The 16,276-nt window shown below is 76.1% G+C and carries 16 protein-coding genes and 1 tRNA gene; 7 read left to right on the top strand and 10 right to left on the bottom strand.

The window, feature by feature from the left end:
- Positions 1-47: 47 nt before the first annotated feature.
- Positions 48-2,231 (bottom strand): heavy metal translocating P-type ATPase, encoded by a 2,184-nt coding sequence (locus AC1050_RS11225; protein ID WP_482387485.1) that lies wholly within the window; start codon positions 2,229-2,231, stop codon positions 48-50.
- A 150-nt stretch (positions 2,232-2,381) separates the two neighbouring features.
- Positions 2,382-2,600, bottom strand: a complete 219-nt coding sequence (locus tag AC1050_RS11220; protein WP_482387484.1) for a hypothetical protein — start codon at positions 2,598-2,600, stop codon at positions 2,382-2,384.
- A 136-nt stretch (positions 2,601-2,736) separates the two neighbouring features.
- Here AC1050_RS11220 and AC1050_RS11215 point away from each other — a divergent pair, with 136 nt between their 5' ends.
- Both AC1050_RS11215 and AC1050_RS11210 read left to right on the top strand, forming a co-directional pair.
- Positions 2,737-4,050 (top strand): glycoside hydrolase family 3 N-terminal domain-containing protein, encoded by a 1,314-nt coding sequence (locus AC1050_RS11215; protein WP_482387483.1) that lies wholly within the window; start codon positions 2,737-2,739, stop codon positions 4,048-4,050.
- Between the two features lie 137 nt (positions 4,051-4,187).
- Positions 4,188-4,260, top strand: a tRNA-Lys gene (locus AC1050_RS11210).
- Positions 4,261-4,298: 38 nt separating this feature from the next.
- Here AC1050_RS11210 and AC1050_RS11205 read toward each other — a convergent pair.
- The 4 genes from AC1050_RS11205 to AC1050_RS11190 all read right to left on the bottom strand — a co-directional run bounded on the left by AC1050_RS11205 (position 4,299) and on the right by AC1050_RS11190 (position 9,249).
- The gene (locus AC1050_RS11205; RefSeq protein WP_482387482.1) at positions 4,299-5,042 is read right to left on the bottom strand and encodes a DUF4386 domain-containing protein; all 744 of its coding nucleotides are present in this window, start codon (positions 5,040-5,042) and stop codon (positions 4,299-4,301) included.
- A 111-nt stretch (positions 5,043-5,153) separates the two neighbouring features.
- On the bottom strand, positions 5,154-7,853 hold the full coding sequence (locus AC1050_RS11200) for a winged helix-turn-helix domain-containing protein (RefSeq protein ID WP_482387481.1): 2,700 nt from the start codon (positions 7,851-7,853) through the stop codon (positions 5,154-5,156).
- A 94-nt stretch (positions 7,854-7,947) separates the two neighbouring features.
- On the bottom strand, positions 7,948-8,532 hold the full coding sequence (locus AC1050_RS11195) for a GNAT family N-acetyltransferase (protein WP_482387480.1): 585 nt from the start codon (positions 8,530-8,532) through the stop codon (positions 7,948-7,950).
- 36 nt (positions 8,533-8,568) lie between these two features.
- Positions 8,569-9,249 carry an SDR family NAD(P)-dependent oxidoreductase gene (locus tag AC1050_RS11190; protein ID WP_482387479.1) on the bottom strand — a complete coding sequence of 227 codons (681 nt, stop codon included), beginning with the start codon at positions 9,247-9,249 and terminating at the stop codon, positions 8,569-8,571.
- A gap of 101 nt (positions 9,250-9,350) precedes the next feature.
- Here AC1050_RS11190 and AC1050_RS11185 point away from each other — a divergent pair, with 101 nt between their 5' ends.
- Complete coding sequence (locus AC1050_RS11185; protein ID WP_482387478.1) at positions 9,351-10,208, top strand: helix-turn-helix transcriptional regulator; 858 nt, start codon at positions 9,351-9,353, stop codon at positions 10,206-10,208.
- 172 nt (positions 10,209-10,380) lie between these two features.
- The gene (locus tag AC1050_RS11180; protein ID WP_482387477.1) at positions 10,381-11,022 is read left to right on the top strand and encodes a hypothetical protein; all 642 of its coding nucleotides are present in this window, start codon (positions 10,381-10,383) and stop codon (positions 11,020-11,022) included.
- 18 nt (positions 11,023-11,040) lie between these two features.
- Here AC1050_RS11180 and AC1050_RS11175 read toward each other — a convergent pair whose 3' ends face one another.
- Positions 11,041-12,204 (bottom strand): Fic family protein, encoded by a 1,164-nt coding sequence (locus AC1050_RS11175; RefSeq protein WP_482387476.1) that lies wholly within the window; start codon positions 12,202-12,204, stop codon positions 11,041-11,043.
- A gap of 151 nt (positions 12,205-12,355) precedes the next feature.
- On the bottom strand, positions 12,356-12,493 hold the full coding sequence (locus AC1050_RS11170; RefSeq protein WP_482387475.1) for a hypothetical protein: 138 nt from the start codon (positions 12,491-12,493) through the stop codon (positions 12,356-12,358).
- Positions 12,494-12,790: 297 nt separating this feature from the next.
- Here AC1050_RS11170 and AC1050_RS11165 point away from each other — a divergent pair, with 297 nt between their 5' ends.
- Entirely contained in the window at positions 12,791-13,522 is a 732-nt protein-coding gene (locus AC1050_RS11165) for a GTP pyrophosphokinase (protein WP_482387929.1), read from the top strand.
- Here the strand turns inward: AC1050_RS11165 and AC1050_RS11160 are convergent.
- Together AC1050_RS11160 and AC1050_RS11155 are read right to left on the bottom strand one after the other, a co-directional pair.
- Complete coding sequence (locus AC1050_RS11160; protein ID WP_482387474.1) at positions 13,519-14,136, bottom strand: DUF2238 domain-containing protein; 618 nt, start codon at positions 14,134-14,136, stop codon at positions 13,519-13,521. The genes AC1050_RS11165 and AC1050_RS11160 overlap by 4 nt on opposite strands.
- A 155-nt stretch (positions 14,137-14,291) precedes the next feature.
- Positions 14,292-14,888 (bottom strand): DUF2231 domain-containing protein, encoded by a 597-nt coding sequence (locus tag AC1050_RS11155; RefSeq protein ID WP_482387473.1) that lies wholly within the window; start codon positions 14,886-14,888, stop codon positions 14,292-14,294.
- 211 nt (positions 14,889-15,099) lie between these two features.
- Here AC1050_RS11155 and AC1050_RS11150 point away from each other — a divergent pair, with 211 nt between their 5' ends.
- Together AC1050_RS11150 and AC1050_RS11145 are read left to right on the top strand one after the other, a co-directional pair.
- Positions 15,100-15,546, top strand: coding sequence for a DUF4383 domain-containing protein (locus AC1050_RS11150; protein ID WP_482387472.1), 447 nt, complete (start codon positions 15,100-15,102; stop codon positions 15,544-15,546).
- Between the two features lie 17 nt (positions 15,547-15,563).
- The gene (locus AC1050_RS11145; RefSeq protein WP_482387471.1) at positions 15,564-16,220 is read left to right on the top strand and encodes a hypothetical protein; all 657 of its coding nucleotides are present in this window, start codon (positions 15,564-15,566) and stop codon (positions 16,218-16,220) included.
- Positions 16,221-16,276 lie beyond the last annotated feature (56 nt).

The following is a 16,276-nucleotide window of genomic DNA, read 5'->3' as shown; positions in this document are numbered from 1 at the left end:
GCCCTCGACCCGGCGGTCGGTGGGCACCCCACGCCCGCCGCCGCAGGTCAGCGCGGCCGCAGGTCGAGCCGTCGGAGGAGCTGGGCGTTGAGCGCGACGACGACGGTCGAGACGGACATCAGCAGTGCGCCGACGGACATCGGCATCACGAACCCGACCGGTGCGAGCACGCCCGCCGCAAGAGGGACCGCGACGAGGTTGTACCCCGCGGCCCACCAGAGGTTCTGCTTCATCTTGCGGTAGCTGGCGTCCGACAGCTCGATGACGGACACCACCGAGCGCGGGTCGTCGCTGGCCAGGATCACCCCGGCCGAGGCGATGGCGACGTCGGTGCCGGCCCCGATCGCGATGCCGACGTCGGCCTGGGCGAGCGCGGGCGCGTCGTTCACGCCGTCGCCCACCATCGCGACCGTCCGGCCCTCGCCCTGGAGCTCGCCGACCTTGGCGGACTTGTCCTCGGGTCGCACGCCGGCGTAGAAGCGCTCGATGCCGAGCTCGGCCGCCACCGAGCGGGCGACCGCCTCGGCGTCACCGGTGATCATGACGACGTCGACGCCCCGGTCGCGCAGCTCCCGGACCGCCGTCCTGGACTCCTCCCGGACCTCGTCGGCGAGCTCGAGCGCACCGGCCACCCGACCGTCGACCAGGACGTGCAGGATGGTCGCGCCGTCACTGCGCCACTGCTCGAGACCGTCGAGCTCCTCGACCCCCCGCTGGTGCAGCAGGCGGGGGCCGCCGACCTCGACGACACGGCCGTCGATGCGCGCGCGGACGCCGACCGCGGGCGAGGACGTGAAGTCCGTCGCTGCGGGCACGTCGAGGTGGGTGGCCGCGGCGACGACGGCACGGGCGAGCGGGTGCTCGCTGTCGGCCTCGGCGGACGCGGCCAGAGCCAGGACCTGGTCGCGGTCGAGGTCCGCCGCGGTACGGACGTCGGCGACGGTCGGCTGCCCCTTGGTCAGCGTGCCGGTCTTGTCGAAGACCACGGTGCCGACGGTGCGCATGCTCTCCAGCGCGAGCCGGTCCTTGACCAGGACGCCGCCACGCGCGGCGCGCTCGGTCGCGATCGAGACGACCAGCGGGATGGCGAGCCCGAGCGCGTGGGGGCAGGCGATGACGAGCACGGTGATGGTCCGGACCACGGCCGCGTCGGGCTGCCCGGCGATCGACCAGACCGCTGCGGTGACGGCGGCGGCTCCGAGGGCGAACCAGAACAGCAGCGCCGCGGCGGAGTCGGCCAGCCGCTGCGCGCGCGAGGACGAGCTCTGCGCCTCGAGCACGAGCCGCTGGATGCCGGCCAGGGCCGTGTCGTCGCCGACCGCCGTCACCCGCACGCGCAGGGCCGAGTCGGTCGCGACGGTCCCGGCGACGACCCGCTCGCCGGCGGTGCGGGGCACCGTCCGCGACTCCCCGGTCACCATGGACTCGTCCACCTCAGCGGAGCCGTCGACGACCACGCCGTCGGCGGGGACGCGGGCGCCCGCCCGCACGAGCACGACGTCGTCCACGACGAGGTCGGCGGGAGAGACGCGCACGACCCCGGCGCCCTCGACGCGCTCCGCCTCGTCCGGGAGCAACGCGGCCAGGGAGTCCAGCGCCGAGGTGGTCTGCGCGAGCGAGCGCATCTCGATCCAGTGCCCGAGCAGCATGATCACGATCAGCAGCGCGAGCTCCCACCAGAAGTCCAGCTCGTGCCCCACGAGACCGAGGCTCGACGACCAGGACGCGACGAACGCGACGGTGATGGCCAGGGCGATGAGCAGCATCATCCCCGGCCGCCTGGCACGCAGCTCGTCACGGGCGCCGCTCAGGAAGGGGGCGCCGCCCCAGACGTACATCACCGTGCCCAGCAGCGGGGAGACCCACGGCAGCCAGCCGGCGTCCGGCAGCTCGTAGCCGAGGACCATCGCGAACATGCTGCTGGCGAGCACTACGGGCACCGCGAGCACGAGCATGATCCAGAACAGCCGGCGGAACTTCTCCACGTGGCCCGCGTGGCCGCCGTGGCCCGCGTGGCCGCCGTGGCCCGCGTGGCCGCCGTGTCCCTCATGGCCCGCGTGCGCGTCGTGCTCCGCGTGCCCGGCGGACGCGTGCGCGTCGTGGGCCGCCGAGCCGTGGTCGGCGTCCGCTGCGCGGGTCCGGGCTGCTCCCGGCTCGTCCCGGTGGGCCCGGTCCGCACCGGCGGTGCCCGCGCTGACGAGGTCGTGCCCGGCGTGGTCGTCGTGGCTCATCTCGGTGGTCCTCCCGTCGTCCGCCCAGGCGTGCTGCTCCTGGCGTCACACCCGACAACCGCATACCCCCCGGGGGTATTCCGAGCAGCCACGGCAGACAAGGCGACGCCACCGGCGAGGGGGCACCGGTGGCGTTGCGGTCGAGGGTCGTCACATATCCGCGAGCAGCTGCTCCATCGTCTCGATCTCGGCGGTCTGGTCCGCGACGATCGTGCCGGCCAGCGTCCCGAGGACCAGGCCGGCATCCGCGCCCGCGAGGTCGTAGGCGAGCAGCCCGTGGGCGACCGTCGCCCGACCGGTGCCCGCGAGCGAGATGACCTGCGCCGCGAAGAGCCGTCGGTAGGTCCGGTCAGCCAGGGCGGTCAGCACCGGCACGGTCCTGGCGGCGCGTCCGGCCACCGCGCTCCGAGCGCCGGCGCAGCTCGGCGGCACCGTCGGCACGGGCGCCAGGGCCCGCCCGTCCACCTCGGCGGCGGCGCGGGGTGGCGGGACGTAGCCTGCCGTCGTGCGCTCCCCCACCACTCCCGGCCGGTCCGGGTCCCCGCCCCGGCACGCCCGCGGCGCGACCCGGCCGGGCCGCGCGCGCGGCTTGGCGGCCGCCGCGCTCGTCGCGGTGGGGCTCGCCGCCGTGCCCCTCGCGTGGGCGGCGGCGGACGGTGCCGGCGCACCCGAGCCGGTCCCCGCGGCGGCGCGCGCACCTGCGCCCAGCGTCACCTCCGGGCCCACGCCGGCGCCTACGCCGACCTGCACCCCCGCGCCCCTGCAGCAGCGGGCGGCCGCCGTGCTGGTCGTCGGGCTGCCCGGGGTGACGCGCGCGGACGACCCGCTGGCGCAGCAGGTCATGGAGCTCGGCGTCGGCGGCGTGTTCCTCGCGGGCGGGAACGCGCACAGCGCCGAGCAGGTGGCGGCGCTGACCGCGGGGCTGCGCGCCGCGGCGGCGCGACCGGTGATCGTGGCCACCGACGAGGAGTCGGGACGGGTGGCGCACATGCGCGACGTCGTCGGCCCCGGCCCGTCGCCGCGCCGGATGGCCGCCCAGGGAACGCCCGACGACGTCCGTGGGCAGGCCGCGGCCACCGGCCAGGCGCTGGCGGCCGTCGGCGTCGACCTGGACCTGGCCCCCGTGCTGGACCTGGACGACGGGCCCGCCGCGGGCGTGATCGGCGACCGGTCCTTCAGCGCGGACCCGGAGGAGGCCGCGGCGTACGGGCTGGCCTACGCGCGCGGGCTCGCCGACGCGGGCGTCACCTCGGCGGTCAAGCACTTCCCCGGCCACGGGCGCTCGGCGGTCGACTCGCACCGGGAGTCGTCGCTGGTCGAGGCCGGCCTGGACGAGCTGGCGGCGACGGACGTCCTGCCGTTCCAGCGCGCCGTCGACGCGGGCGCAACCGTCGTCATGCTGAACCACCTGCAGTACGCGGCGCTCGACTCGGAGCTGCCCGCGTCCCTGAGCCCCCGCGCCTACGCCCTCCTGCGCGAGACGGGCTTCCAGGGCGTCGCCATGACGGACTCGGTCGGCATGGGCGCGGTGAACCTGCGCTGGGACTTCCCCGACGCCGCGGTCCAGGCGGTCGCCGCCGGCGCCGACGCGGTGCTGGCGACCGACGGCCACCACGCGGCCCGCATGCGGGACGGGCTCGTCGCGGCGGTGCAGGGCGGGGTCCTGCCCGAGGCCCGCCTGTCGGAGGCGGCGGCGCGGGTGACCGCGCTCGCCGGCGGGGACCCCGTGGCGATGTCGTGCCTCGACGTGGAGCTGCCGCAGCTCGCCCCGGACGCCGGGCCGGGCGCCGACCCGGGGGCGGCGACCTCGGGTCCGTGACGCCGGGTGGCGACCGCTCCGACGGCGCACCGCGGACGCGGTACCGTCGACGTCGTCGCCGTCGGCGCGGCACCGTTCTCCTGCCGGCGACACGGGAGTGCTCCCGAGGGATCCGCCGTTCGATCCCCGCGCTTCCCGGGCCTCTAGCTCAACTGGCAGAGCAGCGGACTTTTAATCCGCGGGTTGTGGGTTCGATCCCCACGGGGCCCACCTAGCACGCCGGGCGCGCCGCCGCCCTCCCGGGCCGATCAGGCGGCCGCGGCACCCACGAACGCCGCCGGCCGGAACCCCCGCACCAGCAGCCACAGCCCGAGCGACAGCTCCCAGACGAAGATCGGCGCCACCGCGACGGCCGACAGCACCGACAGCTGCTCGTTCACGCCGGCCATGGTCAGCAGGTCGGAGGCGATCAGCAGCGGCGCCCCCACCAGTCCCGCGATCGGGATCATCCGCGGCACGAGCCCCGACCGCAGCATGAGCGACCCGAGCAGCAGCGCGTTCACCCCCGCCATCACGCCGGGCCCGAGCAGGAACGTCCAGTCCCGCACCGCGACGAGCCCCTGCGCGACCGCGGCCAGCCCGCTGCCGTCGTCCCCGGCCGGGGGCCCGTCCTGGCGCAGCGTCACCACGGCGAGCACGCTCACCACCCCGATCGCGATCACCGCCGCCTCGACCAGGCGCGACGCGAGGAAGCCGAGCGCCAGGTGCTCGCCCCACCGCTTGACCACGCCGAACAGGACGACGGCCGTGCCGACGCAGGCGAGCGCGTTCACCAGGTCCAGCAGCGCACCCGCCACCACGGAGCCGTCGGCGCCGGCGCCGAGCACGTAGACGGCCGGGTCGTCCAGCAGCGGGCCGAGCAGCGGGAGCGCGGGGATGGAGCTGGCGAACGTCAGCAGGTAGAGCGCCCCGGCCAGCCGGGCGGTCCCCCGGTACGGGGCGGCGCCGCGGGCCCCCGCGGGGACGTCGGCGCGTGCGGTGGTGGTGGACATCGTGGCTCCTCGGCAGGTCGGGGCAGCCGTCCGCCGCCCGTGCCCCGCACCGTAGGAACCGGTGTGGTGAGCGCGGATCACCACACCTGGTGAGCGCGCGGGTGAAGGTCGTCAGCGGCCGGCGCGGAGCAGCCCCAGCTCCTCGGCGCGGCGGAGCGCGGCCCGGCGGCCGTGCACGCCGAGCTTGCGGTAGACGCTCGCGGTGTGGGTCCGGACCGTGTTCAGCGACAGCCCGAGGTGCCGGGCGATCTCCGGCCCGTCGAGCTCGGTCGCGAGCAGGCGCAGCACGTCCCGCTCGCGGGCGCTCAGCGGGTCCAGCAGGCCCGGTCCCGGCGCAGCGGCCGCGGTTGGTGCCGCGTCCGGTACCGCCGCGAGCAGCGTCGTGACGTGCGCGGGTGCGTCCGGTCGCAGCGCGAGCACGCCGAGCAGCGCGGCCACCGGTGGCCCCTCGTCGACGAGGACGCGCACGTGCCCGGTGCCCGCCGCGAGCCGGACCGCCCGGTCGAGCGCCGCGAGCGCCGCCGGGACGTCGCCGTCCGCCTGCCGCACCAGCGCCCGGAGCACCAGCGCCTCGACCACCGATCCGGTGCGGCCGCCGTCCTCCGCCGCGGCGAGCACCCGGTCCAGCAGCCGCTCGGCGTCCACGAGGGCGCCTGGGGTCCCGCCGGCGCGGTGCTCGGCGAGCAGCACGCGCACGTGGGTGAGGTGCTCGTACTCGTGCACGTAGCGGGGCGCCCCGTCTGTCGCCGGTTCCCACCCCCGCGCCCACCGCCGGGCGGGCTCCAGCAGACCGGCGCGCGCCTGCACGCCCGCCCGGACGGCGGCCACGGGCCGCACGTCCGGGAAGAAGTCGCCCACGTAGGCGCGCTCCGCCTCGTCCAGCAGCGCGACGGCGGCGTCGGCGTCCCCCTCGGCCACGTGGAGCAGCGCCTCCGCGACGAGCCGGCGGTGCCGGTTCTGCGGCAACCCGGCGCCGTCACCCAGCGCGTCGGCGGCGTCGAGGTGCCCGCGCGCGGCGTCGAGCTCGCCCCGCTCGCGCAGGACGGACGCGAGCCCGACGTGCATGTCGGCCGCCCCGCGCGGCGCCGCGCCCTCGATCTCGGCACGGGCCAGCGCTCCCGCGTACCCGTCCGCGGACTCCGCCAGCCGGCCCTGCGCCGTCCGGATGTCGCCGAGGGCGAGGACGGCGCCCAGCGCGTCGGCGTGGTGCCCCGCCGCGAGCAGGGCGTCGAGCGACGCCGACCACCACCGCTCCGCCTCGTCGAGGTCGCCGCGGCTCCACGCGGCCAGCCCCAGCAGGCCGGTGGCGGCGCCGCGGCCCAGGTGCTCGTCCGGCCCGAGCAGGTCGGTCGCCCGGCGCGCGTGCCGCTCGACCGCCTCGCCGTCCCCGGCCGCCTGCGCCAGCGCGGCGCGGAAGACGGCCGCCTGCCCGGCGACCGCCGCGACCTCGGCCGGCGCTGGCGCGTCCCCCGTGGCCTCCGCGACGCCGCGCTCGACGTGGTCCAGCAGCGCGGCGGCGTCGGCCGCCCGGCCCTCCGCCAGCAGCGCGCCTACCTGGCCGAGCGCGAGCACCGGCCGGGCACCGACCACGTCCGCCGGCAGCGCCTCGATCCAGCCGCGGAGGGTGGACTCCCGGCGGTCGCGGCGCATCGCGGGGACGGCGGCCTCGACCAGCTCGGCCGCCCGCGCGTGGTCCTGCCCGGCGAGCGCGTGCCGCACGGCCTCGGCCGGGTCGCCGTGCTCGTGCTCGGCGTGCCACCGCGCGGCCCGGCGGTGCAGGTCCGCCACGGCGTCGGCGCCCTGCTCGCGGCCGAGCCGGTCCGCCAGCACCTCGGCGAAGAGGTGGTGGTACCGGAACCACCGGCGCCCGTCGTCCAGCGGCACCAGGAACAGGTTCGCGCGGTCCAGCGCCTCCAGCACCTCACCCCCGTCGCGCCCGTCGGTGACGGCGTCGCAGAGCGGCCCGGACAGGCGGCTGAGCACGCTGGTGCGCAGCAGGAAGGCGCGCACCTCCGGCGACTGGTGGCGCAGCACCTCGTCGACCAGGTAGTCCGCCACGTGCCGGTGGTCGCCGCTCAGGCCCGCGAGGACGCCGGCGACGTCACCGGAGTCCTGCAGCGCCAGGACGACGAGCTGCACCGCAGCGGCCCAGCCCTCGGTGTGCCGGGCGACCGCCGCGAGGTCCGCGGCGTCCAGGGGGACCCCGGCGCCGGCCAGGTACGCCGCCGTCTCCTCGGGGGTGAACCGCAGGTCCTCGGCGCGCAGCTCCACCAGCTCGCCGCGGGCGCGGAGCCGGGGTAGCGGCAGGTCGGGCTCGGCCCGCGCCGCGAGCACCAGGTGCACCCGGGCAGGCAGGTGCTCGACGAGCAGGCGCAGACCCGCCAGGACCGCCTCGGACCGCAGCACGTGGACGTCGTCCAGCACCACGAGCAGGTCACGGTCCAGGCCGTCGAGGTCGTTGAGCAGCGTGGTGGCCACGGCGTCGTGCGGCTCCCCCGCGGCGAGCGCGGCCCCGGCGGCCTCGGCCGTACCCGGGACGCCCGCGTCCACCGCGGCGAGCAGGTACGCCCAGAACACCGCGGGGTCGTCGTCGGCCGGGTCCAGCGCGAGCCAGGCGACCGGCGCCCCCGCCGGCCGGGTCGCGAGCCACTCGGTGAGCAGGGTCGTCTTGCCGTAGCCCGCGGGCGCGGACACGACGGCGAGCCGGGTCGCCGTCGCCCGCTCGAGGCGGTCGAGCAGCCGGGCGCGGACCACCCGGCCCGGCCGGCGGTCCGGGACCCGGGTCTTGCTCCTGAGCAGCGGCGTCGCCACGTCCGTCTCCCGTGCCGGCGGTACGCGCCGGCCCGGCGGGCGGCGCGCCGGTATGTCTACCACCCGCGGCGCTGCTGCTGCCCGATGCCGGACCTCAGCGCCCGGACGCGCCCGCCTGCCACTCCTCGCGCAGCAGCCCGTACGCGTACGAGTCCAGCCACTGCCCGTCGCGGTGCAGCGAGTCCGCTCGGAACGTGGCCTCGCGCCGCATCCCGATCCGCTCCATCAGGCGCCACGACGGCGCGTTGGCCGCGAAGCACACGGCCGTCACCCGGCGCAGCCCGAGCTCGGAGAAGATCGCCCCGACCAGCCGCCGCACGGCCTCCGTCGCGAGCCCCTGCCCGGCGACCTCGGGGTGGAACGCCCACCCGATCTCGGCCTGCGTGCGCGCGGCGTCGCCCGCGACCTCGAGCTGCCCCCACGCGTCCTCGACGCGCAGCAGCAGGTCGCCGACGACGGTGCCGTCCAGCTCCACCACCACGGTCGGCCCGAGGTTCTCGGGCCGGACCAGGCGCTCGGTGAACGACGCCTCGTCCTCGGGCTGCGCGGTCATCCACCGGGCGACCTCGGGCAGGCGCCGGTACCGGAAGACGGCGGGCGCGTCGTCCTGCGTGGCGGGCCGGAGGACGAGTCGCTCGGTGGTCAGGGGCCAGGCGATCTCGGGACGGGGCGCGGTCACCCCGGCAGGCTAGCCCGGGGTGACCACGCTCCGGGGTCAGTAGGCGATGCGCCCGGTCCGGTCGTGGAACTCCCCCGTCGGCCCGTCCGGCCCGAGCAGGGCGAGCGCGACGGTCGCGTCCGTCCCCTCGGCCACCGTCTGGTGCCCGGAGTGCCCGTTGAAGTCCGTCGAGGTGTAGCCCGGGTCGCTGACGTTGACCCGGAACCCCGGCAGGTTCTTCGCGTACTGCACCGTGAGCGCGATGACGGCCGCCTTCGACGCGGCGTAGGGCACGGCCGGGACGCCGTACTCGTCCCGCCCCTCGGTGGTGAGGAACCGCGGCCAGCCGACCCCCGACGCGACGTTGACGACGACGGGGTTCGCCGACCGGCGCAGCAGCGGCAGCGCCGCCTGGGTGACGCGGACGATGCCGAGCACGTTCGTGTCGAGCACGGCCTGCATCGCGGCGGCGTCCAGGTCGTCGACGCCGAACGAGGTGCCGATGACGCCGGCGTTGTTCACGAGCACGTCGAGCTCCGGCAGGGACGCCAGTGCGGTGTCGACGCTGTGCTGGTCGGTGACGTCGAGCTGCACCGGGAGCGCGCCGAGCGCACGCGCCGCGGCGCCGTTCGCGAGGTCGCGCATCCCGGCGTAGACGGTGTGGCCGGCCTCGACGAGGCGGCGGGTGGTCTCCAGGCCGAGGCTCTTGTTGGCCCCGGTGATCAGCGTGGTGGTCATGGACCCAGACTGCGGCCGGTCCGCCCGGTCCCCCAGGCCCCGCTCGACGGTGGGACCGGCAGTACCACCCAGCCGGCCCGAACCGGGGCCAGGATGGGCGCATGAGCGAGTTCGCGGAGGTGCTGCGGTCCTGGCGGGACCGGATCGGTCCCGCCGACGTCGGCATGCCCGCCGGCGTCGGCCGCCGGGCGCGCGGGCTGCGTCGGGAGGAGCTCGCGACCCTCGCCGGCGTCAGCGTGGACTACATCGTGCGGCTGGAGCAGGGCCGCGCGACCAACCCGTCGCCGCAGCTGCTCGGCGCGCTGGCCCGGGCCCTGCGCCTGACCGACGCCGAGCGCGACCACCTGTACCGCGTCGCCGGTGCCGCCCCGCCCGACCGCGGGCTCGTCCCGCGCCAGATCACCCCCGGCGTGCAGCGCGTCGTCGACCGGCTGGGCGACGTGCCGCTGGCCGTGTTCACGGCGACCTTCGACATCCTCCGGTGGAACCCGCTGTGGGCCGCGCTCGGCACCGACCCGGCCGGCGACGTCGGGCTCGACCGCAACCTCGCCTGGCGGTACTTCACGACCGGGCACCCCGGCGTGGAGTTCGAGGACCAGCACGAGGAGGACTTCGCCGCCGACCTCACCGCCGACCTCCGTGCCGCCGTCGGGCGCTACCCCGGCGACCGCGACCTCGCGCGGCTGGTCGCCCGGTTGAAGTCCGAGTCGCCGGACTTCGCGCGGCGCTGGGGGTCCGCGCGCGTCGCGGAGCACCGGTCCAGCCGCAAGACGATGACCCGGACGCCCGTCGGGCCGATCACGCTCGACTGCGACGTGCTGTCCGTGCCGGGCGACGACCTGCGGATCGTCGTCTACACCGCCGCCCCCGGCAGCGAGGACGCGCAGAAGCTGGAGCTGCTGCGCGTCATGGGGACGCAGGCGCTCGGGATCACGGACGAGGTACCGGCGCACCGCTGACACGGAGCCACCCGATCGGCGGCTCGGCGCCCGCCCCCGGCACACGCCCCACGACAACATGTCGACGCCTCGCGACAGGTTGTGCCGACGGGGCCCCGGCACCGCCGACCGTCGGCTTCCATGACCTCGGACCCCGGGACGAGCCGGGCGCCCGAGGGAGAGGGACGTCGCGATGATCCGCCGCATCCGCACCGCCTGGCAGCGCTTCGCCGAGACCCGCCCGGGCGTGGCGGAGTTCGTCGTCTTCACGCTGATCAGCCAGGGCATGACGGGCCTGCAGCTGGCGCTGATGCCGATCTTCAAGTGGGTCTTCAACCTCACCCCGCTGGTGGACACCGCGTTCCAGGTGCTCGCGGTGAACACCAACGCCGACGGCAGCACCTTCTTCATCTTCGACTACCCCGCCGGGACCCTTCCCCTGGGCGGCGGCGGCCTCGCGTACTTCCTCGCGGTCCAGCTGACGCTGCTGATCGCGCAGGTCATCAACTTCTTCCTGCAGCGCAACGTCACGTTCAAGTCGGACAGCAACGTGTGGCGCGCGGCCACCTGGTACGCGATCGCCTACGTGATCATCACGTTCGTCGCCGCCTGGCTGCAGGGGTTCTACAAGGACCCGATCTACCAGTGGATGATCGACCGCTGGGGCACGACCGGCGAGACCGGGGCCGACGTCGTGACGATGATCATCAACGCGCTGATCTCGTTCGTGGTGTTCTTCCCGATCCTCAAGATCATCTTCCGGCGCGAGCCGGACGCCCGGGCCGGCGACGCGGGCGGCGACCCGCAGGTGCCGGTCACCGCCGGCGCGCGCTGAGCCGTCGGGCCCCGCGGGTCAGCCGAACCGCAGCCGGTCCACCATCAGGTCCGCCTCGTCGAGCACCTCGCCCGCGGCCCAGGTCATGTCACGCCTCGACTCGGTGATCGGCCGCAGCACCTCCGCCTCGACGAGCCGCTCGATCGCCGCGTAGGCCCGCGCCGAGGACACGTCCGCCAGGCGGGCGACGTCCGACGCGTCCACGACGGGTCTGCTGATGAGCAGGGGCAGGAGCACCGCGACGGCGGAACCCGCTCGGGGGCGCACCCGCTCGCGCCACTGCTCGGGCAAGGAGGCCAGCCGCTCGGCGGAGACCGTCGCCGCCTCGGTGGCACGTGCGGCGGCGTCGGCGAGGTAGGCCACGAACTCCCCGACGTCGCCGAGGCGGTAGTCGTTGACGAGCCGGAAGTACCGCTCCCTGTCCGCGACGATCGCCGACGCCACCGGCACGGCCATCTCGTGGGTGACGCCCCGGTACCGCCATACCGCGTTGATCAGCGAGCGGCCGATCCGGCCGTTGCCGTCCGTGAACGGGTGGATCGACTCGAACTGCGCGTGCGCGACCGCAGCCTGCACGACGGGGTCCAGGTCCGTACGCCGCATGAAGGCGATCAGGTCCGCCATCAGTGCCGGCACGCGTTCCGGGGCGGGCGGCACGTGCACGGCGCCGCGGGGCGACCGGTTGGACCCGCCGATCCAGTTCTGCACCGCGCGGAGCGTGCCCGCGTCCCACTTCTCGTCGGGGTCGTCGGCCATCAGCGGCCGGTGCGCGGCGAGGACGTCGGCGAGCTCGACGCCCGCACCGGCGCGGGACACCAGCAGGGCGAGCCCGTCGATGGCGCCCTTGACGGTCCGTGCCGTCCGCGGCGCGCGGATGCCGTGCTGCGCGCGGGCGAGCTGGTCGACGGTGGTCAGCTCCTCCTCGATCTGCGACGACGCGATGGCCTCGGTGCGGAGCAGGAACGGCTCCAGCGCCGCGACCTGCCCGGCGTAGGACCGCTCGAGGACGCCGACGTCGACCCGTGCTTGCCCGCACGCCTCCAGCACGTCAGGCGACGGCGCCAGGTGCACGTGCGCGATCAGCGGCGGGATCGATGCGGTGTACTCGTCGATCTCCGCTCGTCGGCCGGAACGCGGCGCCCACGGCAGCGTCTCGTACTCGTGCGAGGGGATGCCGAGCACGGTGCCTCCTGAGCGAGAAGATCGGACGCACTATTCTCGCTTATCGCGATAACCGAGAACAAGAGCCGTGCTCTTCTCGGTTACCAGAGCATCGCGGACCGGTCCCCGAGCCACCCGTGCAGCGGTGTCACCCCGCGACGGCGCCCGCGGGTCAGGACGCCGCGGCCGTGGCCCGGGCCGGGTGGCGCGGCACCGGGGCGACCGGCACGCCCAGCGCCCGGAGCTCGCGGGCCCAGGCGACCGGCGCACCCGCCGGAGCCCAGGTGAGCACCTCGCGGGTGCCCTCCACGACGAGCTCCCCGCCACGGCCCCGTCTCCCCCGATCGGCGCCACCCGCGTCCGCGCCGAGGTCGAGCGCGACCGCCGAGGTGGAGCGGAATGACGCCGGACGGAGCCGGCCGCGATCCTGCTGGACACGCCCGTCGTCTGCCGCGCGAGCACCTGACACCCGGGACCTCGGGCGACCCGGCAGCGCCGCGCGGCGCGAGAGGATGGCAGCGGCCACCCCCGACCCCAGGAGCCCGACGTGCCCGACCTCGTCCCCCCGCTTCCGGACCCCGCCGAGGGCGGGCCGCCGAACCCCGCGATGCTCGCGTTCGCCCGGCAGATGCAGGCGGGCTTCGCGCGGATGCAGATGGAGCACCAGTTCGCGGTGGACGAGATCCTCACCAAGGTCTCGATCCTGCGGACCGAGTTCCTGCACCTGCACCGGTACAACCCGATCGAGCACGTGGGGTCCCGGGTCAAGTCGCCCGCGAGCATCCTGGACAAGGCGCTGCGGCGCGGGCTCGAGCTGACGCCGGAGGCGATCCGCGCCGGGATCACCGACATCGCCGGGGTGCGGATCACGTGCAGCTTCATCGCCGACACCTACCGGATCCTCGAGACGCTGACCTCCCAGTCGGGCGTGCGGGTGCTGAAGATCAAGGACTACATCGCCGAGCCGAAGGGCAACGGGTACAAGAGCCTGCACGCGCTCGTCGAGATCCCGGTGTTCCTGAGCACCGGGCCCGTGCCGGTGACGGTGGAGCTGCAGATCCGCACCATCGCGATGGATTTCTGGGCCAGCCTCGAGCACAAGATCTACTACAAGTACGACGGCGAGGTCCCGGGCCACCTGGCCGCCAGCCTGGCCGACGCGGCCGATGTCGCGGAGCAGCTGGACCGCCGGATGGAGCAGCTGCACGCCGAGGTGCGCGGCGCCGACGTTGCGCTCGGGGCCGCCGGCGGCGCCGTCGCCGGCGTGGACGACGCGGTGCTGCTGCGGCTCTGGGAGCGGGCGCGGGAGCGCCAGGCCGCCGGTCCGGACGCGTCCTAGCGGGCGCGGCGCGCGGCCGTCACGACCAGCGCGACGCCCGCCGCCGTCGAGCCGATCCCGCCCAGCACCATGTCGCCGACCGTGTCCCGGTACGCAACGTGGATCGAGGAGTCGGCGTACGTGTGCCCGAGGTACTCCCCGACCTCCCACCAGACGCTCAGCGCCAGGCCGAGCGCCGTGGTCACCGCGACCACGCCGACCCGCCGCGCCGCTCCGTCGGCTCCCGTGGTGGCACCGGGGTCGGCGACCGCCCCCGTCCACCGGGCGAGCGCAAGGTGCGCGACGGCGGCGATCAGCCCGGTGACCACCAGGTGCATGACGAGGTCGAGCCAGGACACCGCCTCGTAGAGGTCGAGCGCCCCGGCCCACGCGGCCGCGAGCAGGCCCGCGCCGTAGGCGGCGTCCAGCGCCGGCCCGACCCGCGCCGCCGGCGGGACCACCAGGCCGGCGAGCACCAGCGCGAACAGCGCCGCGTCGACCGGTCCGCGCGCGGTCAGCGCCACCACGACGGACACGACGGCGAGCACCCGCACGACGCCGCCGGGACCGCGCAGCAGCAGGCGGGGCGCTCCGCGCCACGACCGGTCCGGGCTGCCGTCGACCGTGCTCGCCACGCTGCTCCCGCCGTCGCGCGCCACCGGTCCGGGCGTCCGTGCCGTCAGACGCTACGGGCGTGCGTCCTCGGCCGCACCCGGGACGCCGGGGAGCGCCGGGACGCCCGCACCGGCGCGTCGCCCCAGGTCGGGCCTGGTGCGGGGAGCGGACCGCCTCAGACCGGCACGTCCTCCGGCGCCTGACCCTCCCGCTCCGGCTCCGCGGGACCGGACGCGGTCGTCGGTGGCGAGCCGAGCCGCGAGGCCATGTGCCCGCCGAGGTACGCGCTGACGCCCAGCACGCCGCCGGCACCGAGCGAGACCGCGACGCCGAGACCGCGGTGGCCGCCGCGGCGCAGCAGCCACGACGTGCCGTAGAGACCGAGCGCGACGTTGTTGAGCATCCCGTGCACCGAGCCGACGCGCAGGGTGCGGCGGTCGGACACCGACCAGTCGGCGAGCCCGGTGACCGCGGCCGGGACCGCGGACAGGATGCCGAGCCCCAGCAGCAGGTCGGAGGCTTGCCGGCGGCCGTCCCCGCCCGCCGGCACGAGGTCCAGCACGGTAGAGCTCGCCCAGAAGCCGATCGGCACGTCGGTCGTGAGCGGGTGCGCGGCGTGCCCGATCGGCCTGCCGTGCAGCACCGCCGCGATCCTCGGCTGCGCGCGCAGCGCGGCGAGGACGACGGGGCGCAGGGCGTCCACGGGCTTGTCGAGCGCGGTCGACCGCTCCAGCTTCCGGGTCAGGCGCAGCGGCAGGCTCTCGTCGGTCATGCGGTCCTCCTGGGGGCAAGCGGACGGGGCGTCGCCGACGAGCATCCCGCGCACCCGAGCCCGCCGCACCCCGGGACGGCGCCGAGATGCGCACCCACCAGCACCGACGCATGCTGGGCGTGCAGCACCCGCGTCCAGAGTCCGGCGCCCGGCAGAGCGCCACCGGCCGCCCCGGCGCCGGAGGCCCGCGTACGCACAGGGGGTACCCACGATGTCTGCATCCGCCACGCCCGCCCGCACCACCACCGCCCGCGAGCCGCACCAGTACCTGGCGCTCACCATCGGCGTCGTGTACCTGGTCGTCGGCCTCGCCGGGTTCCTGGTGACCGGGTTCGACGGCTTCACCGAGCACGACCACTCGCAGACCCTGCTCGGCTTCGCGATCAACCCGCTGCACAACATCGTGCACATCGTGATCGGCCTGGCCGGCATCGCGCTGTGGAGCACCTCGAGCAAGGCCCGCACCTACGGCTGGCTGCTGTTCATCGGCTACGGCGCGACGTTCGTGTACGGCCTGATCGTGGCGAACCGGCCCGAGTGGAACTTCCTCAACATCAACGGCGCGGACAACGTCCTGCACATCGTGTCCGCGCTGGCCGGCCTCGCGATCGCGCTGTGGCCGCGTCGCGACCGCTCGGCCCGCACGACGCGCGCCTGAGCACCGGCAGCACGCCGATGACCGCCAGGACCGCGCCGGCCGACGCCGTCGGCGCGGTCCTGCGTGCGGCCACGGCTGCCGTCCGCCGCCTGCGGCCGACCCCGCGCCCGCTGCACCCGCGCGGCGTCGTGCGGCGCGGCACGCTCGTGCTGGACGACAGCGACGCCCCCGGCGCCCGGGAGCTCGGCGCGCCCTACGTCGCGACCGCGGTCGCCCGGGTGTCCCGCGCCGCCGGCCTGCCGCGCCCGCTCCCCGACGTCTTCGGCATCGCGGTGCGCTGGCAGCGCGACGGCCGCCCGCAGGACCTCCTGCTGTCGACCACCGGCCTCGGCCGGCTCTCCCGTTTCCTGCTCGTGCCGCGCCGGCACCCGCTCGCGGGCCCGCACGGGACGCTGATGCCGTTCCTCGACGCCGAGGGTCGCGCCGTCCTGGTCGCCGCCGTGCCGATGCCGGACACCCCCGACGACGGCAGCATCGACCTGATCCTGCTCTCCGCCCGGCCGGGCGGGCCGTGGCAGCGGTGCGGCCGCCTGGTGTGCCCGGCCCGGCCCGGCGACGCCGACGACGCGGACCTGCGCTTCGACCCGGTCGCCCACGTCCCGGGGGACCTGCGCGTGCCCGCCTGGGCGGCGCGCGTCCGGCGGCCGTCCTACCGCGCGGCCCGCGCGGACTGACCCGCGTCACCGCCGCCGGCCTCCGCGCCAGATCGCTATTGTCTACCGTTCGGTTC

This window comes from Cellulomonas sp. NEAU-ZC6, assembly GCF_056844425.1.
This window is presented reverse-complemented; position numbering and strand designations above follow the sequence as displayed.